General features: G+C 71.1%; 18 protein-coding genes and 1 pseudogene. 12 read left to right on the forward strand and 7 right to left on the reverse strand.

Annotated features, from left to right (window positions below; all coding sequences use genetic code 11):
- Positions 1-5 precede the first annotated feature (5 nt).
- The 4 genes and pseudogenes from HNR25_RS11885 to HNR25_RS11900 form a co-directional block, all read left to right on the forward strand.
- A pseudogene (locus HNR25_RS11885) lies at positions 6-290 on the forward strand (VOC family protein); the annotation flags it as partial.
- A 171-nt stretch (positions 291-461) separates the two neighbouring features.
- Positions 462-1430 carry a TIGR03557 family F420-dependent LLM class oxidoreductase gene (locus HNR25_RS11890; protein WP_184635037.1) on the forward strand — a complete coding sequence of 323 codons (969 nt, stop codon included), beginning with the start codon at positions 462-464 and terminating at the stop codon, positions 1428-1430.
- A gap of 317 nt (positions 1431-1747) precedes the next feature.
- Positions 1748-2797: a DMT family transporter gene (locus HNR25_RS11895; RefSeq protein WP_184635039.1), complete on the forward strand. Its 1050-nt coding sequence runs from the start codon at positions 1748-1750 to the stop codon at positions 2795-2797.
- 95 nt (positions 2798-2892) lie between these two features.
- Positions 2893-3279 carry a hypothetical protein gene (locus tag HNR25_RS11900; protein WP_184635041.1) on the forward strand — a complete coding sequence of 129 codons (387 nt, stop codon included), beginning with the start codon at positions 2893-2895 and terminating at the stop codon, positions 3277-3279.
- Positions 3280-3528: 249 nt separating this feature from the next.
- On the opposite strand, the gene HNR25_RS11905 is transcribed toward HNR25_RS11900, so the two are convergent.
- The 4 genes from HNR25_RS11905 to HNR25_RS11920 form a co-directional block, all read right to left on the reverse strand.
- Positions 3529-4038: a hypothetical protein gene (locus tag HNR25_RS11905; RefSeq protein ID WP_184635043.1), complete on the reverse strand. Its 510-nt coding sequence runs from the start codon at positions 4036-4038 to the stop codon at positions 3529-3531.
- A gap of 326 nt (positions 4039-4364) precedes the next feature.
- A complete protein-coding gene (locus tag HNR25_RS11910; RefSeq protein WP_184635045.1) occupies positions 4365-5831 on the reverse strand; it encodes an endo-1,4-beta-xylanase in 1467 nt (488 codons plus the stop codon).
- Between the two features lie 396 nt (positions 5832-6227).
- Positions 6228-6551, reverse strand: coding sequence for a transcriptional regulator (locus HNR25_RS11915; RefSeq protein ID WP_184635047.1), 324 nt, complete (start codon positions 6549-6551; stop codon positions 6228-6230).
- Positions 6552-6726: 175 nt separating this feature from the next.
- Positions 6727-7434: a pyridoxine/pyridoxamine 5'-phosphate oxidase gene (locus tag HNR25_RS11920; protein ID WP_312862500.1), complete on the reverse strand. Its 708-nt coding sequence runs from the start codon at positions 7432-7434 to the stop codon at positions 6727-6729.
- A gap of 383 nt (positions 7435-7817) precedes the next feature.
- On the opposite strand from HNR25_RS11920, the gene HNR25_RS11925 reads away from it, so the two are divergent.
- On the forward strand, positions 7818-8423 hold the full coding sequence (locus HNR25_RS11925; protein WP_184635049.1) for a DUF1349 domain-containing protein: 606 nt from the start codon (positions 7818-7820) through the stop codon (positions 8421-8423).
- A 62-nt stretch (positions 8424-8485) separates the two neighbouring features.
- Here the strand turns inward: HNR25_RS11925 and HNR25_RS11930 are convergent, their stop codons facing one another.
- The gene (locus HNR25_RS11930; protein ID WP_246464259.1) at positions 8486-9187 is read right to left on the reverse strand and encodes a phosphatase PAP2 family protein; all 702 of its coding nucleotides are present in this window, start codon (positions 9185-9187) and stop codon (positions 8486-8488) included.
- A gap of 681 nt (positions 9188-9868) precedes the next feature.
- Here HNR25_RS11930 and HNR25_RS11935 point away from each other — a divergent pair.
- The 7 genes from HNR25_RS11935 (at position 9869) to HNR25_RS11965 (ending at position 17869) form a co-directional block, all read left to right on the forward strand.
- On the forward strand, positions 9869-10546 hold the full coding sequence (locus tag HNR25_RS11935; RefSeq protein WP_184635051.1) for a GntR family transcriptional regulator: 678 nt from the start codon (positions 9869-9871) through the stop codon (positions 10544-10546).
- Positions 10547-10913: 367 nt separating this feature from the next.
- A complete protein-coding gene (gene pdhA, locus HNR25_RS11940) occupies positions 10914-12041 on the forward strand; it encodes a pyruvate dehydrogenase (acetyl-transferring) E1 component subunit alpha (protein ID WP_184635053.1) in 1128 nt (375 codons plus the stop codon).
- A gap of 18 nt (positions 12042-12059) precedes the next feature.
- Complete coding sequence (locus tag HNR25_RS11945; protein ID WP_184635055.1) at positions 12060-13058, forward strand: alpha-ketoacid dehydrogenase subunit beta; 999 nt, start codon at positions 12060-12062, stop codon at positions 13056-13058.
- 14 nt (positions 13059-13072) lie between these two features.
- Positions 13073-14377, forward strand: a complete 1305-nt coding sequence (locus tag HNR25_RS11950; RefSeq protein WP_184635057.1) for a dihydrolipoamide acetyltransferase family protein — start codon at positions 13073-13075, stop codon at positions 14375-14377.
- A 331-nt stretch (positions 14378-14708) separates the two neighbouring features.
- The gene (locus tag HNR25_RS11955) at positions 14709-15227 is read left to right on the forward strand and encodes an NUDIX domain-containing protein (protein ID WP_184635059.1); all 519 of its coding nucleotides are present in this window, start codon (positions 14709-14711) and stop codon (positions 15225-15227) included.
- Between the two features lie 72 nt (positions 15228-15299).
- Complete coding sequence (locus HNR25_RS11960) at positions 15300-17132, forward strand: S9 family peptidase (RefSeq protein ID WP_184635061.1); 1833 nt, start codon at positions 15300-15302, stop codon at positions 17130-17132.
- A 2-nt stretch (positions 17133-17134) separates the two neighbouring features.
- A complete protein-coding gene (locus tag HNR25_RS11965) occupies positions 17135-17869 on the forward strand; it encodes a GntR family transcriptional regulator (protein ID WP_184635063.1) in 735 nt (244 codons plus the stop codon).
- A gap of 269 nt (positions 17870-18138) precedes the next feature.
- Here the strand turns inward: HNR25_RS11965 and HNR25_RS11970 are convergent, their stop codons facing one another.
- A complete protein-coding gene (locus HNR25_RS11970) occupies positions 18139-19200 on the reverse strand; it encodes an aspartate-semialdehyde dehydrogenase (RefSeq protein ID WP_184635065.1) in 1062 nt (353 codons plus the stop codon).
- Positions 19197-20468 (reverse strand): aspartate kinase, encoded by a 1272-nt coding sequence (locus HNR25_RS11975; RefSeq protein WP_184635067.1) that lies wholly within the window; start codon positions 20466-20468, stop codon positions 19197-19199. The genes HNR25_RS11970 and HNR25_RS11975 overlap by 4 nt, the downstream gene beginning before the upstream one ends.
- Positions 20469-20616: the final 148 nt, after the last annotated feature.

Below are 20616 nucleotides of genomic sequence, written 5' to 3' on the forward strand. Positions count from 1 at the left end.
CGTATTCTGCCGGACCAGCTCCTGCGTGCGCCGCAGCAGCGCCTCTCGGCCAGGAGAGCTCGGCCGGGCTGGAGTTCAGCCGCCTGGACGACTACCGCCGCCCGACCTGGCCCGATCCCGAGCAGGAGAAGCAGGCCCGCATCGAACCGAGCGTCGACGACGTGGACGCCGCCCAGCCCGGGATGTCGGCGCTCGGTGCCGCCGAGCCCTGGTTCCAGCCCGATCCCGACCGGTGGCGGGTGCTGCTGGACCCCGCGGGCCGCCCCTTCTGCATCACCGTCCTGGCCTGAGGCGCCCGCGTATCCGCCCGGCGGGCGGGGTGCGCCCGCCGGCGGCGCATGCCCTCTGGTCACCTCGGGTAGCGGCGACGCGGTTGCGACGTCGTTCGATCCGCGGGAAGGCACCGGCGGCCGCGTGCGGGACGGTGGCCGGCCGGCCGCCGTTGCCGGGGTGGGGGAAGCATGTTGATCGGCTACAAACTGTTCGCCGAGGGATACTCGCCGCAGGAGATGGTGCGCCAGGCCGAGCGCGCCGAGGAGGTCGGCTTCGACTTCGTCGAGATCAGCGACCACTACCACCCGTGGCTGCGAAGCCACGGGCATTCCGGCTTCGCCTGGTCGATCCTGGCGGCCATCGCCGCGCGCACCCGGCGCATCGGCCTGGCCACCGGTGTCACCTGCCCGTTCATCCGCTACCACCCTGCTGTGATCGCCCAAGCCGCGGCGACGACGGCGCTGCTGTCCGACGGCCGCTTCGTGCTGGGGGTCGGGGCGGGCGAGCAGCTCAACGAGCACGTGGTCGGCAAGCCGTGGCCTTCGGTCGGCGAGCGCCACGAGATGCTGCGGGAGTCGCTGCAGATCATCCGGCTGCTGTGGCGGGGCGGCAACCGCTCATTCGAGGGCAGACACCTGCGGCTGGTCGACGCCCAGGTATACGACCTACCCGAAACCCCGCCGGAGATCGCGGTCGCGATCAGCGGCACGTCGTCGGCACGGGTGGCCGCGGAACTGGGCGACGGCGTCTTCGCCACCCAGCCCGATCCCGGACCGGTGCGCGCCTATCGCGAGGCCGGCGGCAGCGGACCATGTTACGCCGAGGTGCCGCTGTCCTGGGCAGCCGACGAGGAGACCGCCCTGGAGTCCGCGCACCGGATGTTCCGCTTCGGCGTGACGGGCTGGAAGGTGCAGGCCGAACTGCCCGACGTGGTGAACTTCGAGGCCGCGACCGCCTTCGTCCGCACGGAGGACATGCGGTCGGCGTTCGGCTACGGCCCCGATCCCGAGCGCCACGTGGCCGCCGTCCAGGAGTTCGCCGACGCGGGGTTCGACCGGCTCGCTCTGGTCAACGCCGGACCCGACCCCGACGGCTTTTTCGACTTCTACGCCGCGGAACTCAGCGGCCGCCTGCGCGCGATCGCGCCGGCCGGGTGAGGACGCGGGGCGTCCCGGCGCGACGTCCGGACCGCGGGGCGCCACCGCGACGAGATCCTCCCCACAGCCCACGGCAGCGGAGCCGACCGCAGCGAGGAGGGCGAGGGCGGCCCCCGCGACCGGTGCGGGCCGCCCACGCGATCCGACGAACGGACCGTCCCAGGTCAGCACCGGCCCGGCGCGCCACCGCGTATCGCGCCGGGCGCACTCCGGCGCCTCCCGCCCGGCCCGAGACAGCAACACTTAAGTTTCACTAACCACAAGATTAAGAAGAATCAAGTAGACCTAACCGTGCGGGCGACGATACCCCTTGAGGCATGAGCCTCGATCCGTCCCGGCGCGACTCCACCGGAACCGCCGCATCCCCCGCCCCGCCCTCCGATCCGATCGGCACGGCGCCGGAGCCGTCCGCCGGGGGCACGGCGCCGCGGGCCGCGGTCGACTGGCGGCTGAAGTTCCTGCTGCTCGCGCTGGTCTGGGGCACCAGCTTCATGTTCATCGGCATCTCCGGGCAGTACCTGGAGCCCGTCCAGATCACGCTGGGCCGCATGCTCACCGGCGTCGTCCCGCTCGCCGGCTTCCTGCTGTTGAGCGGCAGCCGCCTACCGCGCGGCGCGCGGATCTGGTTCCACCTTTCGGTGACCGCCTTCATCGTCAACCTGGTGCCGTTCACGTTCTACGGCTACGCCGGGCAGCTGATCCCGTCGGCGGTCAGCGGAATCGTCAACGCGGCCACACCGCTGTTCGTCGTACTGTTCTCACTCCTGCTGCTGCCGGACGAGCGCCCGACACGCACCCGCACGGCAGGACTGCTCGTCGGCTTCCTCGGCGTACTCGTCGTCTTCGGCGTCTGGACCGGCTTCGCGGGGGCGAGCGCGGCCGGTCTGCTCATGGCGCTGGGCGCCACCGTCGGCTACGGGATCGGCACCCCCTACCTGCGGCGCTTCGTCGCGGGCAGCGGGTACTCGTCGCTGGAACTGGTCACCGCGCAGTTGCTGACGGGGACCGTGCAGATCGCGGTCGTCGCGCTGGTGTTCACCGACGCCCCGCAGGAACTGCCCCCGCACGCCGTCGCCGCAGTCACGGCTCTGGGCGTGTTCGGTACCGGGGCCGCGTTCCTGCTGCAGTACGGCGTCATCCGCGAGGCGGGGGTGACGGTGGCTTCCACCGTCACCTACCTGGCGCCGATCGTCGCCATCGGAGCGGGCGTCCTCCTGATGGGCGAGCACCTGGCCTGGAACCAGCCGGTCGGTGCCCTGGTCGTCATCGCCGGCGCCGCGCTGGCCCAGCACCACCGCCGTACCGGAGCGCAACCGCCGGGCGCCGCAGGAGGGGCACCGGCCGGGACACGCGCGCCGGGGCGCTGACGGGGGCGCCTACAGGTCGTCGGAGCCGTCGGGATCGCCGCCGCCGGCCCCGGGTCGGCTCCCACAGGCTGTGGTACACGATCAGCGACACCAGCATGACCAGTATCGATCCGACCACGGCCGCGGCCAGCCGGGACGCGCCCACGGTCGTCGCCAGCTCCCACACCGTGGTGGCGATCGTGTCGAACGCGCTGAGCGAAGGCGCCCACCAGCGGCCCGGTCAGGCCGAACACCAGTTGCCAGGGCCGGTTGTTGCGCACCATGCCCACCAGCAGCCGCGCCCTGCCGCGGGAGGCCAGAATGCGCGTATCGATGCCGGGCTACTCGGGTGCGATGCGGCGGAAGCGGCGCGACAGGGCGGGCAGGCGGCGCCCCTTGGGTACGGGACGGCCGCGCATCCTGACGCGGACGTCGGACGTGAGCATGTCCGCGATGAGCTGGGCGACGACGCCGCGCACGTTGCGGCCCAGCGCCGCCGATAGCCGGAATGGACACGACGCCGACCGTGGTCCTCGCCTTCGTCTTCGCCCGCTCGCTGTCGTCTGATCCCATGCCCAACCCGATTCCGTTCCGTTCCCGCCCCGTGCCGCTCCGCTCTGCGAGCGCAGCGGCGCGGGCCCAGCGCCCGGGCAGCGGGTCACCTACCGCCTAACCACCGTCCGTGCGGACATGTGCGCGGACGTCGCCGGAAGCGGCGCGCGGCGGCAGTGGAGCGAGCCGGGAATCCGGCGTCAGCGCACGTCCATGTCCACCACCCAGGCCCCGTCGACGTGGTAGAAGACGAAACCGTCCGCCTTCATCCCCGTTTCGTTGTCCACACCCTCGGGATAGACGATTTCGGCGTGGGCGGCGGGCGCGTCGCGCGGGGTCTCGCCGTCGACCGGAACCGTCACCTCGCCGACCTCCATGCCGCCCACGTGGGCCCGGTCGGCGGCGAAGGCCGCGAAACCGGCGGCGCAGGAATCCCGCCCCTCCTCTTGTGCGGCCAGATCCGCGAGGGCCGCCCGCATCTCGGCGGAGACGACGCCGCACCCGGCTTCGCCGTCGCCTGCCTCCATGGCGGCGACATACGTCCGGGCCGTCTCCGCGGCGGCCTCTTCGGCCCCCGGGCCGGAACTCGGCTGCGCGGTCGGCGACGGCTGTTCGGCACTGCTCGTTTCGGCCGATTCGCCGGCGGAACAGCCGGTTCCGGCGGCGAGGACCAATGCGAAGGGGATGAGGGCTCGGTAGAGCGGTCGCACGTGCAGACTGCCTTCCTGTTGCGATCGTCGGGGCACCGGTCGCGTTCCGGTGCCGCACTGCCCCGTGTGACGACCGTTCCGGAGCCGCGGTTCACCGGAAAACCGGCGAATCCGACAGATTCGGCAGACGTGACCGCGGTTGCGCACGCGCCGCGCACGCCGCGGAGGCAGCTCGGGAACCGCGAGTCGGCCCCCGCCGCAGGGCGGCGGGGGCCTCTCCCGGGTCGGCCGGAATGGGGGATGCGGACCGGCCGATCCGGTGGTCTCCGTGCCCGGCCCCGGCACCGGTCACTGCCGGTACCGGCGTGGCCCGGGCGGGGTCGGGGCTAGGAGACCGAGCAGGATTCCCCGTTGAGGGTGAAGGAGTCCGGCTCGGCGCTGCTGCCGCTGTGGTCGGCGTTGAAGCCGATGCTCACCGACTCCCCGGCCGGTAGGCTGCCGTTCCAGTCCGTGTTCGAGGCCGTCACGGTGGAGCCGGACTGCGACCAGTCGGCGCTCCAGCCGTTGGTGATCTGCTGCCCGCCGGGGAAGTCGAACTCCAGGTCCCAGCCGTTCAGCGCGGAGCCGCCGTCGTTGGTCACGGTGATCTGGCCGGTGAAACCGGATCCCCACTCGTTGGCGACGCTGTAGGACACGTCGCACGGCCCGGAGGAGGGCGGCGGGTCCTCGTCACCCGGGTCCTCGTCACCCGGGTCCTCTCCGCCGGTGGATCCGCCGAGCGCCTCGTGGACGGCGTCGTAGGCGGGCTTGCGCTGGTAGTTGTCGTCGAACAGCAGCGGGGCGCCCTGGCCGTCGAAGGTGTCGGGGACCCAGGAGTACTGGTCGGAGACACCCCAGACGGTCACGGCGACACAGCCGTCGACCGCGCCGCAGGCGTCCATGACGGTGCGGTAGTCCTGCGCCTGCTGCTCCAGGTCGCTCTGGTCGGCCGGCATGTCGATGCGCACGTCCAGCTCGGTGATGGCCACCTCGATGCCGAGGTCGGCGAAGCGCTGGATGTTCTGCTGCAGGTCGCCCGGAACCTGACCGTTGATCAGGTGCGCCTGCAGGCCGATGCCGTCGATCGGGACACCCTGGGACTGCAGGTCCTGGATCAGGTTGTAGTAGGCGTCGCTCTTGGCGTTGATCCCGTCGATGCTGTAGTCGTTCAGCCACAGCTCGGCGTTGGGGTCGGCTTCGGCGGTCATGCGCAGCGCGTCGGCCACGAAGTCGGGGCCGAGGGTGTCGTAGAAGACCGAGTTCCGCCACGAGCCGTCGCCCATGAAGATCTCGTTGGCGACGTCCCAGTAGGCGATATCGCCGGCGTAGCGGCCTGCCACCTCGTCGATGTGGTTCTCCATCACCGAGCGCAGCTCACTCTGGCTGAAGTTGCCGTTCTCCACCCACGAGGGGAGCTGGCTGTGCCACACCAGCGTGTGCCCGCGCACCTTCTGGTCGTTCTGCTGGGCGAAGTCCATGAAGGTGTCGGCGTTGCCGAAGTCGAACTGGCCGCGGGACGGCTCGGTGGACTCCCACTTCATGGAGTTCTCGGGCGTGGCGGCGTTGAACTCCGAGCCCGCCAGATCGGCGTACTGGCTGTCGTTTTGCAGATGGTCCGAGGCCAGCGCCGCTCCGATCTCGAAGCCCTGCTGAGCGGCGTGGTCCCGGAGCGGGGAATCGGCGGCCGCCGGCGCGGCCGGCGCCAGAACCGCCGCCCCCAGGAACGCCGCGAGCGCCGCGCCGGTGACCCGCCGGGCGCTGCCCGCACGGGTGCGGCGCGGGGTCTCGTGACCCCCGTGTCTGTCGAGTCTCACGTCAGGCACCTCCAGGTGCGCGAGTCCGATGGAATCCGAAGGTGGGAGCTCCCCCGCTCATGAGCGTGATGAACGTAACACCGGTTCTGAAGGCTCGAAAAGAAGAGATTCCGGACCAATCTGACCCCGCAATTCACGCGAGCCGCACACCAGGAACTTCGCTATGTCTCGACTGTGAATTCGAAACTATCGGATCGTCGACCCCCTATTGGGACGAACCGAAACCGTGCACACGTGCAGACCTTTACCCACGTACTCGCGATCGCACCACGCAGCGATCACGGGAACGTGAGACGTGAATGCGATCGCTATCCGATACTTTCGAACCCACTGTCGCAATACAGGCCGACCACATTCCGGGCTAAGCGATCGACCGGAAAACGCCTCACCGGTGGTTCACGGTCGGCGGTGCGACACCGGGCCGCGAACCTGAGCTGCGAGGCGCTCCAACGCGTCCAGATGGCGCAGCAAGGCGGACCGGCCCTGTTCCGTCAGCCGGATCCACGTGCGGCGGCGCCGGCGCTCGGTCATCTTGCACACCTCGGTGTAGCCGGCCTCCTGCAGCGCGCTGACCTGCTTGGACAACGCCGAATCGCTGCACCCGACACTCTGGCGCACCTGAGTGAACTCGACCCAGCCCCCGCGCGCGAGCCTGACCAGGATGGTCAATCGCGGTCGGACGTGGATGAAGTCGTCGAACAGGGTGTCGGTGATCGGCATGTGCTGCCTCCCTGGCGTGGGAGCCGCTCCCCCGCCCGAGCCGGGTCGGGCGGCGCCCGGCGCCGCGAGGTCGGGCGCCCCGACCTGCGCGTTCTCTCCAGCCGAACACGCGCCGTCGCGCGGGCGTCGGTGCCACGCCGGATCCGGGCGGGCCGCCGCGCCCCGCCGGTCGGCCTCACGGGCGCAGCAGGGTGCGCTCCCAGGCGCCGGCGGAGGTGGCCGTGTAGCGCAGCCGGATGTGGTTGCGGTCCTTGGCGCCCTGCCAGAACTCCACATAGTCGGGGCGCAGCGTGTAAAGCGTCCACTCGGGGGCGACGAGCTCGGGGTCGGCGGCGAGGCGGGCGCGGGCCTCGGCCAGCTCGCGCTCGTGGCGGGCGACCGAGTCCATCGGGGCGCTCTGCCCGCCTACCAGCGCTTCGGCGCGGGCGTCGGGTGAGCGGGCCAGGAAGTCGGCGGCGCTGGTGCGCGAGCTCTCCGGTGCCGCGGTGCCGGTGATGCGGACCTGGCGCCCCACAGGCGGCCAGTAGCAGGAGAGGGCTGCGCGGGCGTTGTCCTTCAGATCGCGCCCCTTGGGGCTTTGCGCACTGGTGGCGAAGGACCACCCGTGCGGTCCGACGTCTTTGAGGATCAGGAAGCGCGAGTCGACCCGGTCGGCCGCGTCGGCGGTCGCCAGGTTCATCACGTGCGGCTCGGGAACGCCGGCGTCCACAGCGTGGTCGAGCCACTGCGCGAACAGCTCGACCGGGTCCTCGGGAGCCGAGTCGGGGTCGAACGAGGGGATCGCGCCGGCGAACACCGGGATCCTCCGCAACCGATCGCGCATGGGACCGCCGAGGGCGTCCTGCGCCGGTCCCGATTCCGCACCGCCGGGATCGCGTTCCACCTGAACTCCCCTTCTTCGTCCGCCGCCGACCGCTGAATCCCGCCCACCGGAACCGGCGGACCCGAGGATCAGCATAGGCGCTCGCCCGATCCGGCGGAGTTCCGGTGATCTCCCGCACGCCGCGAACCGGGTGGACCGGGCACCGGAGCGCCTGTTGTACTGGGCATACGCGTGCTCCCAGGGGGAATGCGGGAAACACTCGGGAGCGCTCCCATAAATGTTCGGAACCGCCGTGCACAACCGTCGACAGTCCCTTGCCGTATTCGATCGGCCGCCAGTACGTTCCCGGAAGAACCCGGCGAATTCGCCGACGCGACGCGGGCCCGCCCCGCCCCTTCCGCTGCCGCGTGATGCACCCGCGACACGTGCCCCTTGGAGCCCTCATGTCCGACTCCGTCGTGATCCCCGCCTTCCCGGTCCCGCTGCGCCGGCTCAACGCCCCTGAGCCCTGCGAGGCCGACGGATACGACCGGCTGGTGGTGGGAGCCGCCGCAGGGACCGACCTGTTCGTCGATCCCGCCGACGGCGCGCGCCGCGACACCGCTCCTGCGCTCGTGGGCGGTCTCGACGGCGACTTCCGTGTCAGCGCGCTGGTGCGTGCCGGAATGTCCGCCGCATTCGACGCCGCGGTGCTACTCGTCTACGCCTCCCCCGACGCCTGGGCGAAACTGTGTCTGGAGTCGTCCCCGCAGGGCCGGCCCACGATCGTCTCGGTGGTCAACCGCGGGGTCAGCGACGACTGCACCTCCTTCGCGGTCGATCCGCGCTCGGAGGACGTGCGGCTGCGTGTCAGCCGGCTCGGCTCCGCCTACGCCTTCCACGCGCGGGTCGGCGAAGGCCCCTGGGAACTGATCCGCTATTTCGCCCTGTGCGAGTCGGCCGAGGTCGGCTTCAGCGTCCAGAGCCCCACCGGTTCGGGCGCCACCGCCCGCTTCGAAGAGATCGCCTACTCCGCCGAACGCCTCGCCGACGTGCGCGACGGCAGCTGATCCGGCGCGCCGCCGCGACCGGGCGGCCGATGCGCGCCCTCGGCCCCGGGGAGCCGCAGCGGTCAGCCGCTCCCGGCCGAGGCGCCGGTGTCCTCGCCCGACCCCCCCGCGGCGGAACGGCCTTCTCCGTTCCACCGGCTGCGCCCGTACCAGGGCCACCAGTAGACCGTGCGCCCTTCGGGGATCAGCCGGTCCAGCCGGATGGTCAGCACCAGGGCGAGACCGCCGGCGACCATTCCGGTCATCAGGTCGGTGAACCAGTGGAAATGCAGGTATACCGACACCATCGCCTGCAGCACCGCGATGCCCACGATGCAGTACCCCAGCCGGCGCACGATGTTCGGCCGCGCAGCCCGGTAGCGGATGATCAAGAACAGCACCAGGCCGTAGATCAGGATGGCGTTGGCGCCGTGCCCGGAGGGGAAGGAGACCCCGGAATCGTCGAAGAACGACGGGTCGCCGGTGCGCGGGTGGCTGCGCATGAACAGCAGTTTCATCGACGCCACCAGGCACACCATGCTGAAGGGGCCGACGGCGCCCAGGATGATCGGCCGCCAGGAGCGGTGCCAGTAGGCCAGCTGCAGGCAGGTCACTCCCAGTACCGGAAGCGCGACGAAACGCGAGGCGACGGTGTCGGGCCCGAGGATGAGCGGCATCCGCAGCTCGTGCCAGAACGGCCGAGGTGCGTTGTTGATCAGATTGTCGATAGGGTGGAGCGGGCCGGCTGAGAGAACGGTCATGATGATCAGTGCCACAGCGAGCATGATCGCCGCCTTGTCGGAGGCCAGCCCCCATGCGATCTCGCTGACGCTCGGCCAGGCGCCGCGGGGATCCCCGGGGCGACGCCTGGACACGGCACCGCCGTCGGAGGCCCGGGACCCGGTTCCGGGCGGACGTCGGGCGGCCCACGACAGGGGCCTGGATATCCCGGCGTTCAGCGGCGGGTTCGGCCGGATCCGCAATGTATGCATCATGTGCTCAGTGCTGTCTCACGATTCGTGGGCTGGCCTGCGGCACGTTCGTGCGTCGGGGGACGGGCTCGCCGCTCGGTCTGGATCGGGCAGGGAACGTAGGCGCTGGGGCGTCGGGGACGCGATGGTCGAGGCCTCCCCGGGATCGGGACGGCCGCACCGCAGGATCGGTGCACACGGTCACGCTACCCAGCAGTCGAGGAACATTTCCGACCGCCGAGCATAGCGTCCCGCCACCTGGCGCGGCACTGACATTCGCACAGCGCCGCGCCGACGACCTCGGGATTCACCCGATCGTCAGCACACTCCCCGACACTGTTCACCCCGCTGCCGACCGGCGGCGGTCGCGCTGCGGAGGGGAGCCCGGCAGGGGTGTCGGCGGCGCCGCGTATGGCACGCTTCGTGGTGGCATCCCCCCCGACGACGTTCGATCGCGCGACGCCCTGCCCGGGGCTCTGAGCAGAAAGGCCGTTGATGGTCGACCTCCCCCAGTGGCCGGAGGACCCCGCCCGCTTGGCCCGGAACCCGTTGCGGGAACAGATCCGGCGCATGCTGGTGGACGGGCTGCTGTCGGGCCGCTGGCAACCGGGCGAGCGCATCGTCGAGCGCCGCGTGGCGAGCGAGTTCAACGTCAGCCAGGCGCCCGTGCGCGAGGCGCTGCGCGAACTGGAGAACCTGCGCCTGATCGAGTCGGTGCCCAACAAGGGCGCGCGGGTGCGCGACTTCGGCGTAGCCGACATGGCCGAGATCTACCCGGTGCGCGCGGGCCTGGAGCTGGTAGCGGCCGAGCTGGCGGCGCCGCGGCTGTCGGCCGATCCGCGTCCGCTGGAGCGCGAGGTCGAGTCGCTGCGGCGCGCCACCGCCGACGGCGACGTCGAGGAGCAGATCAAGCACAGCGTGGAGTTCCACCGCGAGATCGTCCGCGCCGCCGACAACAGTGTGCTGTCCCACACGTGGGAGTCGCTGGGGGTGGAAGTGTGGACCCGGCTGTCGGTGCGGTGGCTCAGCATGGAGCTGCACGCCAAGGCCGTCGACCACGCGCAGATCACTGACGCGTTCCGCAGAGGCGACCCGGACGTGGGGCGGATGGTGCGCGAGCACGTCCTCAACTACGTCGAGGCCGCCCTTAAGACGTCCGGACACGCCCAGTGACCCCGGCGGTGCGCACCGCGCCACCTGCCCGATTCGCCGTGCGCATCCCGTAAAGTCGTATTGATCGATCATCGATCAATACGTAGGGTGTGCCACGACACACGTCACACGCTATGTGGGTCGACGGAGCTACACGAGCCGACCGAAACGGGTGACCCGAGCCCGGAACCGGGGAAGGGTGACTCGGGAGGCGGGCGGACCGCGAGTCCAGCCACGAACAGCTACCAGCCACTTGCGCGCCCCGCCGATCGAGCCCGGCGTCGGCGCACCCTCTCCCGGGCCCCGGTTCCGACCGCGATCCCGGGTTGCGGCTCTCCCGGACCCACCGGCCCGGGAAAGCCGCCTCCGCACGTAGAAAGGCACCAGCATGGCTGACACGGCCAAGGCGAAGGGCGGCGGCACCGCTAAGAGCACGGGAGGCCGCCGGCGGAGCCGGAAAGACAGCACCACCCCGGCCGCCGGCGGCACCACCCCCGGTGTCGCCGACGAGAAACCCGACGTACTACTCGACTACTACCGGCGGATGGTCCTCGTCCGCCGGTTCGAGGAGCGCACGGGACAGGCCTACACCCAAGCCCGCATCGGCGGCTACTGCCACCTGAACCTGGGCGAGGAGGCCACGGTCGTCGGGCTCATGGACGCCCTCCGAGAGCGCGACTACCTCTACACCAACTACCGGGACCACGGCTACGCGATCCTCAAGGGCATGAGCCCGCGGCGGGTCATGGCCGAGCTCTACGGCCGCAGCGACGGCGTCGCCAAAGGCTGGGGCGGCTCCATGCACATGTACGACACCGAAGCCCGCATGCTGGGCGGCTACGGCATCGTCGGCGGCCAGTTGCCTCTGGCCACCGGCGCCGCGCTCGCCGTGACCTACCGCGGCGGCGACGAGGTCGTCATGTGCCAGATGGGCGACGGCACCACGAACATCGGCGCCTGGCACGAGTCCCTCAACCTCGCGTCGCTGTGGAACCTGCCCATCGTCTACACCATCGTGAACAACTTCACCGGCATGGGCACCTCGGTCGACGCTTCCTCGGCCGAACCCGACCTGTACAAGCGGGGTTCGGCCTTCCGCATCGAGGGCGTGCGCGTCGACGGCCGCGACGTGCTCGCGGTGCGCGACGCCGCCGCCGACGTCGTCGAGAAGGCCCGCTCCGAGCAGCGGCCCTACATCCTGGAGTGCACGAGCCACCGCCTCAAGGGGCACTCGGTGGTCGACCCCGCCAAGTACCGCACCGAGGAGCAGGTGGCCGAGGCCCGCGCCAACGACCCCGTCGCCGCGTTCGAGCAGCATCTGGAGAAGGCCGGCGTGCTGACCGAGGAGAAGAAGAAGGAGATCTCCGACGCGGTCAAGGAGGAGGTCGCCGACGCCGCCGACTTCGCGGAGAACAGTCCTTCCCCCGACGTCTCCACGTTGTTCGACTACACCTACGCCACCCCCGTGGCGAACGAGTCGCGCCGCATGCCCGCCGACCCGGTGTTCGCCGAATAGACCTCAAGGAGCGGGTACATGTCTGTGATCACTTACCGCCAAGCCCTGCGCGACACGCTGCGGGCGGAGATGCTCCGCGACGACGACGTGCTGCTTCTCGGCGAGGAGATCGGGCTCTTCGAGGGCTCCTACAAGATCACCGAAGGGCTGCTGAACGAATTCGGCGAGCAGCGGGTGCGCGACACCCCGATCTCGGAAGAGGGCTTCGTCGGCGCCGCCGTGGGAACGGCGATGATGGGGCTGCGCCCCGTCGTCGAGCTGATGACGATCAACTTCTCGCTGATCGCCGTCGACCAGATCATCAACCACGCCGCCAAGGTCTACGGGATGTTCGGCGGCCAGACCAGCGTGCCGATGGTGATCCGCACGCCGGGCGGCGGCGGGCAGCAGCTCGGCGCCACGCACTCCCAGAACATCGAGCTCTTCTACGCTTTCGTCCCCGGGCTGAAGGTCCTCGCCCCCAGCTCTCCCGCCGACGCCGCCGCGATGCTGCGCGCCGCCGTCCGCGACGACGACCCGGTGATGCTGCTGGAGAACCTGGGTCTGTACAACTCCAAGGGCGAGGTTCCCGACGGCGACGAATCGGTCGCCGAAATCGGCCGCGCCGCCGTCACCCGCGAAGGCAGCGACATCACCCTCATCGGGTACTCGCGCATGGCCGCCATGAGTCTGCGGGTCGCCGAGGAGCTGGCCGAGCAGGACGTCAGCGTGGAGGTCGTCGACCTGCGCAGTCTGCGCCCCCTCGACCGGCAGACCGTCGTGGACTCGGTCCGCAAGACCGGGTGCGCGGTGATCGCCGAGGACGACTGGCTGACCTACGGCATCGGCGCCGAGGTCGCCGCATCCATCCAGGAGGGCGCCTTCGACTACCTCGACGCCCCGGTGCGCCGGGTGGCCATGGCCGAGGTGCCCCTCCCCTACGCCAAGCCGCTGGAGAACGCGGCGCTGCCGTCGACCGAGTCGATCACCACCGCCGTCAAGGAGACCTTGAGCGCTGTGGGCAAGCGAGTCGGGTGAAGGGGAACCACACGATGTCAGAGATCTACATGCCGCGCCTCTCCGACACCATGGAGGAAGGCGTCATCAGCTCCTGGGTCAAGAACGTCGGCGAGGAGGTCGCCTCGGGCGACGTGCTGGTCGAGATCGAGACCGACAAGGCCGTCATGGAGTACGAGGCCTATGAGGACGGCTACCTCGTCAAACAGACGGTCTCCGAGGGAGACACGGTCCCGATCGGCGAGGTGATCGGCTACCTCGGCGACACGCCCGACGCGGTTCCCGAGGAGCCCTCCTCCGGGGGAGCGGCGGCACCCGCCGAGCCGGGGCCCGCCGAGGACGGCCGGTCGCAGGAGGGGGCCGGGGAGCCGGCGCAGGCGCCGCAGCCCGCCGCGTCCGGCTCCGACGCCAGCGGCTCCGGCGGCGAGGAGGGCACGCGCCCGCGCAGTTCCCCGCTGGCGCGCCGCCTCGCCCGCGAGTACGGCGTGGACATCGCGTCCATCAGCGGTTCCGGGCCCAAGGGCCGGATCGTGCGCGCCGACATCGAGGCCGCCGCCCAGCAGCGCCCGGCCGAGGCGCCGGCGGCCGCTGCGGCTCCGCAAGCGGCGGCGCCGGCGGCAGCCGCCGACCGGCAGGCCTACGACGACGGCCGGGACTCCTCCGAGGTCCAGGTGAGCAACGTGCGCAAGGTGATCGCACGCCGCCTGGTCCAGAGCAAGCAGGAGGCCCCGCACTTCTACCTGCGGCGCACGATCGACGCCGAGGCGCTCAAGGCGTTCCGGTCCCAGATCAACGCCCAGTTGGAGAGCACCGGCGACAAGATCAGCTTCAACGACCTGATCGTCAAGGCCTGCGCCACGACACTGCGGACCCACCCCGAGGTCAACCGGTCGTGGGTGGACGAGAAGCTGCTGCAGCACGGCCGCATCAACGTGGGCGTCGCGGTGGCCGTGGAGGCCGGACTGATCGTCCCGGTGCTGCACGACGCCGACAAGACGCCGCTCTCCGAGGTCGGCGCGCGCAGCCGCGAGCTCGCCGAGCGCGCCCGCGACGGCAAGCTGAAGCCGCAGGAGATGAGCGGCGGCACCTTCAGCGTCAGCAACCTCGGCATGTACGGGATGGACAGCTTCTCGGCGGTCATCAACCCGCCGGAAGCGGCGATCCTGGCCGTGGGCGCGATGAAGCGGCAGCCGGTGGTGCACGAGGGCGAGGTCGTGGCCCGCACCACCATGTCCCTGGAACTGTCGGTGGACCACCGCGCGGTCGACGGCGCGGTCGGAGCGGCCTTCCTCAAGGACCTCGCCGAGGTTCTGGAGAACCCGGTGCGGATCGTCGTCTAGCCGGTTCGCGCAACACGGCGGCGCCCGTCCCGTCCGCGGGGCGGGCGCCGTCGTGTGCCGGACCCGCCGCTCCCTCGCAGGAGGCGCCGCGCCTCGCCTTCTTTCGGGTGCCGCACCCCGTGCGGCGGCCCTGACCACGGGATTCCCGCGGAGTACCGCGGCAGGCGCGTGGCCGGTTTCACGTGGAACCGCGTGTGCCTGCGCATGCGCGGGACGCCGCCCCGATAGGCGCGGCGGGACCCCGCGGTGGCGTCGGCCTCGGTGCATGCGCAAAGCTGGGCTCCGCACTCGGCCTCAGCCGTCCCCCAGCGACGTCCAGGAGATCCCCCGCATGACGACCCCCGCCCGCCCTTCAGGCGCCCCCGCCCCGCTGCTGACCGCCGCGGCCATCGCACCCGGGCCCGATCGCACCCTGACCTTCGTGCTGCAGAACCGGGGCGTGTTCGCGGGCCACTGGCTGCTGCCGGGCGGACGCGTCCGGGAGGGCGAGAGCGCCGAGCAGGCCGCGCGCCGCGAGGCCGCCGAAGAGGCGGGGGTGATCCTGGGACCGCTGGCGCCCACCGGGATCTACGACATCCGCGGGCGCACCGGCGAAAGCGGGCCGTTCTGGTTCCGCATGCACATCTACCGGGCGCTGCGGCCCTGCGCAGTACCAGAGGGATTCGCCCCCGACCCCGCGGAGATCGGCGGTGTCTGCCAAGGGCACACGCGCGACGTCCTGCCCCACCCCACCGACATGGTCGTGCTCAACGAGGCCGGATTGGCCGACTACGACCCCGCGCTGGTGGACCGGCTGCTGACGGCCGACGGTGTCGCGATGGCGCCCGCGGACATGGCCGTGCCCCGCTGATCGCCTCCGCGCGAACGCCTCGATGATCGATTCGCGCACATCAGGCCCGCACAGGCTGCTTTACTGGAGATCATGGGTGAGCCTTGGCAGGAGCGGTTCCGCGCGGGCAGGGTCAGCCTTCCCTCGTGGGCGAAGGATGCGCCGGACCGTTCCCTTTTCCGGAGCAATATCAGCGGCACATGGGAGCTGCACGCCTGGGACCGCGCGACGGGCGGGCGGCGGCAGCTGACCGAACGCCCCGCCGGCACCGGGGCCGGTGCGCTCGATCCCGAGGGCACCTGGGTGTGGTGGTTCGACGACACCGACGGCGACGAGTTCGGCGTCTGGCGCCGCCAGCCGTTCGCCGGGGGCACCGCGGAGACCCCGCTGCCCGGCCTCAGCCCCTCCTATATCGGCGGCTTGGCGCTGGGCAGGGACGGGTTCGCCGTCGCGGGCCGTTCGACCGACGCCGGCTTCAGTGCACACGCGGGCGCCGCCGGTGCGGCCGCGCGCACCCGCACCGTCTACGCGCACCGCTGCGAGGGCTCGGTGTCCGACCTGTCCGACGACGGGTCGCTGCTGGCGCTGGCCCACAGCGAGCACGGCGACAGCCGGAACATGGCGGTGCGCGTGCTGCGCCTGCACCGGGACGTGCTGGACGGGGCCGGCGCCGACGGCGGAGAGGACACGGACGCGGCGGAAACCGTCGCCGACCTGTGGGACGGCCCCGGACGGGATCTGACCCCCGTGGCCTTCGAACCCGGCGGCCGCCGGCTGCTGGTGCTGCACGAGCGCGACGGCCGACGCGCCCCGCTGCTCTGGGACCCGGTGACCGGCGCCGAGCAGGACATCGACACCGGGCTGCCCGGCGAGCTGGGCGCCGACTGGACACCCGACGCCGCGGCGCTGCTGATCTCCCAGGAGAGCCGGGGCCGTGTGCTGCTGCACCGCTACGAGCTGGCTTCAGGCACGCTCACCGCCCTCGACGTCCCACCCGGGGTCGTTTCGGCCGCTGCGGCACGCCCCGACGGCACCGTCGAGTACGCGTGGTCCGACTCCGCGCACCCGCCCGCCGTACGCTCGACCTCCGGGGACGTGGTGCTCGAACCAGACGGCCCGGCGGCTCCCCCGTCGGTTCCCGTGCACGACGTGCACGTGGACGGCCCCGGCGGGAGCATCCACGCACTGGTCTCCCTGCCGGAAGGCGAACGCCCTCACCCGACCGTCTTCGTCGTCCACGGCGGCCCGGAGGCCCAGGACTGCGACGCGTTCATGCCCGACGTCGCTGCGTGGGTCGACCACGGATTCGCGGTGGTGCGCGTCAACTACCGGGGCTCCACCGGATACGGCGCCGCCTGGCGCAACGCCCTGGAAGGCCGGGTGGGCGTCACCGAGCTGGAGGACATCACCGCTGTGCGCGACTGGGCCGTCGGAAGCGGCCTGGCCGACCCCGAACGGCTGATCGTCGAAGGCGGATCCTGGGGCGGCTATCTCGCACTTCTCGCGGTCGGCCGCAGGCCCCGCGACTGGAGCGCGGGTATCGCGGCGGTCCCCGTCGCCGACTTCGAAGCCGCCTATGCCGACGAGATGGAGGCGCTGCGCGCCTTCGACCGATCGATGTTCGGCGGCTCTCCCGAGGAGGTACCCGAGCGGTACCGGACCTCTTCGCCCATCACCTACGCCGCCGACGTCCGCGCGCCCGTGCTGGTGCTGGCCGGCGAGAACGATCCGCGCTGCCCCATCCGGCAGATCGACAACTACCTCTCCCGGCTCGCCGAGCTCGGCACGCCCCACGAGGTCTACCGCTTCGACGCCGGGCACGGATCGTTCGTCGTGGAGGAGAGCATCGGCCAGATGGCGGTCGAGCTCGACTTCGCGCTGAGAGTCACCGGCCTGCGGGAAGGCACGGCGCCGGGAGCGTCGTAGCCGTGGACGGGCGACCGCGTTACCAAGGCGTAGCCGACGTGGTGCGCAGCAGCATCCTCAGCGGCGAGTTCGATCCCGGTTCGCGCCTGCCCTCGCGCACCCGGCTGGCCCGTGCCCACGGGGTCAGCGAGCAGGTGTCCCGGCACGCGCTGCGGCTCCTGGTCAGCGAAGGGCTCGTGGAGGCCCGGCCCGGGTCGGGGTACTACGTGCGGTCGGTGCCGCAGATCCACCGGTTCTCCCGTACCGACCGCGCATCGGGGTCCGGGGTCGATCCGCTCCGGCACGAGGACATGGGCACCGGCACGGAGGCCGCGTGCGGCCTCGTCGCCCGGCGGCTGGACGTGCGCGACGGCGTACGCGTCTTTCGCACCCGCTGCCTGGGCACGGCCGACGGCGTTCCCGTGGCGCTGCACACCGCATGGGAGCCGGCCGCACTTACCCAGGGCACGCTGCGCACTCCCGCCGACGCCGATCCGGGTTCCGGTGTGCTACAGCGGCTGGCGGCCGCGGGAGTGACGATCGACCGGGTCGTCGAAGAGGTGGGCGTGCGCCCGCTGCGCGATCCCGAGTCCAGCCTGCTGAAGCTGGCGCCGGGGCTGCCCGTGCTTGTGGTGGAGCGGACCCATTACCAGGGGCGGCGCCCGGTCGAAACCTCCGACTTGGTCGGCTCGACCGACCACTGCCGGCTGATCTACCGCCTCGGCCTGGCGCGCTCGCCCCGCCAAGAGACACGCTAGCCAGGCCCTGCTTTCCGTGCCGGTCGGGCCGGTCAACGGACGTCCCCGGCCCGGGGGGGCGTCCGCGCACCATCGCCCAGGTCAACGGGCGCACTGCGGCGGCCGAACGCACCGGCGTTTCCCTCGCCCGCGCCTTGACGACCGCCGACATCAACGCCGTCGCCGCGGCACTTCGGGAGTATCCCGCGGCTCGGAGGCGCCGACCCCCGTGGCGCGCGACGGTCGGCCGCCGTACGCGCGGCGGCCGACCGTCGGTACGGCGGATCGCGTCAGGAGCCGGCGAACTCCGCGGCCACGACCTCGGCGATCTGCGCGGTGTTCAGCGCGGCGCCCTTGCGCAGGTTGTCGCCGCACATGAACAGCTCCAACGACGCGGGGTCGTCCAGCGAGCGCCGGATGCGGCCCACCCACGTGGGGTCGGTTCCCACCACGTCGGCCGGCGTGGGGAACTCGCCGGCGGCCGGGTCGTCCTGGACGACCACGCCCGGCGCCGACGACAGCACCTCGCGGGCGCGGTCGGCGTCGACCTCGCTGTCGAAGGACGCGTGCACGACCAGCGAGTGGGTGGTGACGACGGGGACCCGCACGCAGGTGGCCGCCACCGGAAGGTCGGGCATACCCAGGATCTTGCGGGACTCGTTGCGGACCTTCAGCTCCTCGGAGGCGTAGCCGTCCTCCTTCAGCGAACCGGCGAAGGGCACGACGTTCAGCGCGAGCGGAGCCGGGAACGGGCCCTGGTCGCCCACCGCCGCACGCACGTCTCCGGCGCGGCTGCCCAGTGTGCGGTCGGTGGCCGCCTTCTCGATCTGATCGTGGAGGGTGTCGATCCCCTCCTGACCGGAGCCCGACGCCGCCTGGTAGGAGGCCACCACGAGAGAGGACAGGCCGTAGGCGCGGTGCAGCGCGCCCATGGCCACGATCATCGACAGCGTGGTGCAGTTGGGGTTGCTGACGATACCGCGGGGGCGGTTGCGGGTCTGGTCGGCGTTGACCTCGGGCACCACCAGGGGAACGTCCGGATCCATCCGGTAGGCGCCGGAGTTGTCCACGGCCACCGCGCCGCGCTCGACGGCGACGGGCGCCCACTGCTTGGAGACCTCGTCGGGCACGTCGAACATCGCGACGTCGACGCCGTCGAAGACCTCCGGTGCCAGCGCCTGGACCTCGACTTCCTCGCCGCGGACGGTGAGCCGCTTGCCCGCCGAGCGCGGCGACGCGACGAGGCGGATCTCGCCCCAGACGTCCTCGCGGGTGGAGAGGATGTCGAGCATCACGGTGCCGACGGCGCCGGTGGCACCGACGACGGCCAGGGTGGGGCGGCGTTCACTCATCGTCCGGTACCTCCGTACACAACGGCTTCGACCTGCTCGGCGTCGAGCTGGAATTCGGAATGGGCGGCCGCCACGGCGGTGTCGACCTGGTCCTGCTCCACGACCACGGAGATGCGGATCTCCGAGGTGGAGATCATCTCGATGTTGGTGCCCGACTTGGCGATGGAGTCGAAGAAGCGTGCGGTGACGCCGGGGTAGGAACGCATGCCCGCCCCGATCAGCGAGACCTTGCCGATCTGGTCGTCGTAGCGCAGCGACTCGAAGCCGACCTTCTCCTGGACCTTCTTCAACGCGGACAGCGCGGTCTGACCGGCGTCCATCGGGACGGTGAAGGAGATGTCAGTGCGCGACGTCGAGGCGGCCGACACGTTCTGCACGATCATGTCGATGTTGATCTCGGCGTCGGCGAGGACCGAGAACAGCGTGGCCGCTTCGCCGATCCTGTCGGGGACGCCCACGACCGTGATCTTGGCTTCGCTCCGGTCGTGTGCGACACCGGAGATGATCGGTTGTTCCATGCCTTCGGATTCCTCAACTTCTGAAACGACCCAGGTGCCGGGCTTCTGACTGAACGACGAGCGGACATGCAGCGGGATCCGGTACCGGCGGGCGTACTCGACGCAGCGCAGGTGCAGGATCTTGGTGCCGCAGGCGGCCATCTCCAGCATCTCCTCGTAGGAGATGCGCGGGATGCGCCGGGCGTTGGGCGCGATCCGCGGGTCGGCGGTGAACACGCCGTCGACGTCGCTGTAGATCTCGCAGGCGTCGGCGTTCAGCGCCGCCGCGAGGGCGACTGCGGTGGTGTCGGAGCCTCCGCGGCCCAGGGTGGTGATGTCCTTGCTGTCCTCGGAGACGCCCTGGAAGCCGGCGACGATGCAGATGGAGCCTTCGTCCAGGGCTTCCTGGATGCGCCCGGGAGTGACATCGATGATCTTGGCGTTGCCGTGGATGGACGTCGTTATGACGCCGGCCTGCGACCCGGTGAACGAACGGGCCTCGTAGCCGAGGTTGCCGATCGCCATGGCCACCAGGGCCATGGACATGCGCTCACCGGAGGTCATCAGCATGTCCAGCTCGCGACCGGGCGGCAGCGGCGAGACCTGCTCGGCGAGGTCGAGGAGCTCGTCGGTGGTGTCGCCCATGGCCGAGACCACGACGACGACGTCGTAACCCGCCTTTTTCTGAGCGACGATCCGTTGGGCCACTCGCTTGATGGCGTCTGCGTCGGCGACGGAAGACCCACCGTACTTTTGCACGATCAGAGCCACGGTCGTTGCTCCTGAGGGTTCGGGATCACGGTAATCAACTCGAAAGTGTAGCTAGCGGAATGTCGCGGATGCCGTCTCACCTGCGCAACCGTCGGGGCCGGAAGGCGGCGGGTCGCACAATACCGGCACGGTGGCATACCCCGTGCGT

Origin of the sequence: Streptomonospora salina, from assembly GCF_014204715.1 — a bacterium.
GTDB lineage: Bacteria > Actinomycetota > Actinomycetes > Streptosporangiales > Streptosporangiaceae > Streptomonospora > Streptomonospora salina.

Bases quoted from the DNA above. Each gene is read 5' to 3' on its own strand.
- HNR25_RS11890 (WP_184635037.1), top strand. From the start codon at position 462: ATGTTGATCGGCTACAAACTGTTCGCCGAGGGATACTCGCCGCAGGAG.
- HNR25_RS11895 (WP_184635039.1), top strand. From the start codon at position 1,748: ATGAGCCTCGATCCGTCCCGGCGCGACTCCACCGGAACCGCCGCATCC.
- HNR25_RS11900 (WP_184635041.1), top strand. From the start codon at position 2,893: ATGACCAGTATCGATCCGACCACGGCCGCGGCCAGCCGGGACGCGCCC.
- HNR25_RS11915 (WP_184635047.1), bottom strand. From the start codon at position 6,551: ATGCCGATCACCGACACCCTGTTCGACGACTTCATCCACGTCCGACCG.
- HNR25_RS11925 (WP_184635049.1), top strand. From the start codon at position 7,818: ATGTCCGACTCCGTCGTGATCCCCGCCTTCCCGGTCCCGCTGCGCCGG.
- HNR25_RS11930 (WP_246464259.1), bottom strand. From the start codon at position 9,187: ATGCTCGCTGTGGCACTGATCATCATGACCGTTCTCTCAGCCGGCCCG.
- HNR25_RS11935 (WP_184635051.1), top strand. From the start codon at position 9,869: ATGGTCGACCTCCCCCAGTGGCCGGAGGACCCCGCCCGCTTGGCCCGG.
- pdhA (WP_184635053.1), top strand. From the start codon at position 10,914: ATGGCTGACACGGCCAAGGCGAAGGGCGGCGGCACCGCTAAGAGCACG.
- HNR25_RS11945 (WP_184635055.1), top strand. From the start codon at position 12,060: ATGTCTGTGATCACTTACCGCCAAGCCCTGCGCGACACGCTGCGGGCG.
- HNR25_RS11950 (WP_184635057.1), top strand. From the start codon at position 13,073: ATGTCAGAGATCTACATGCCGCGCCTCTCCGACACCATGGAGGAAGGC.
- HNR25_RS11955 (WP_184635059.1), top strand. From the start codon at position 14,709: ATGACGACCCCCGCCCGCCCTTCAGGCGCCCCCGCCCCGCTGCTGACC.
- HNR25_RS11960 (WP_184635061.1), top strand. From the start codon at position 15,300: ATGGGTGAGCCTTGGCAGGAGCGGTTCCGCGCGGGCAGGGTCAGCCTT.
- HNR25_RS11970 (WP_184635065.1), bottom strand. From the start codon at position 19,200: ATGAGTGAACGCCGCCCCACCCTGGCCGTCGTCGGTGCCACCGGCGCC.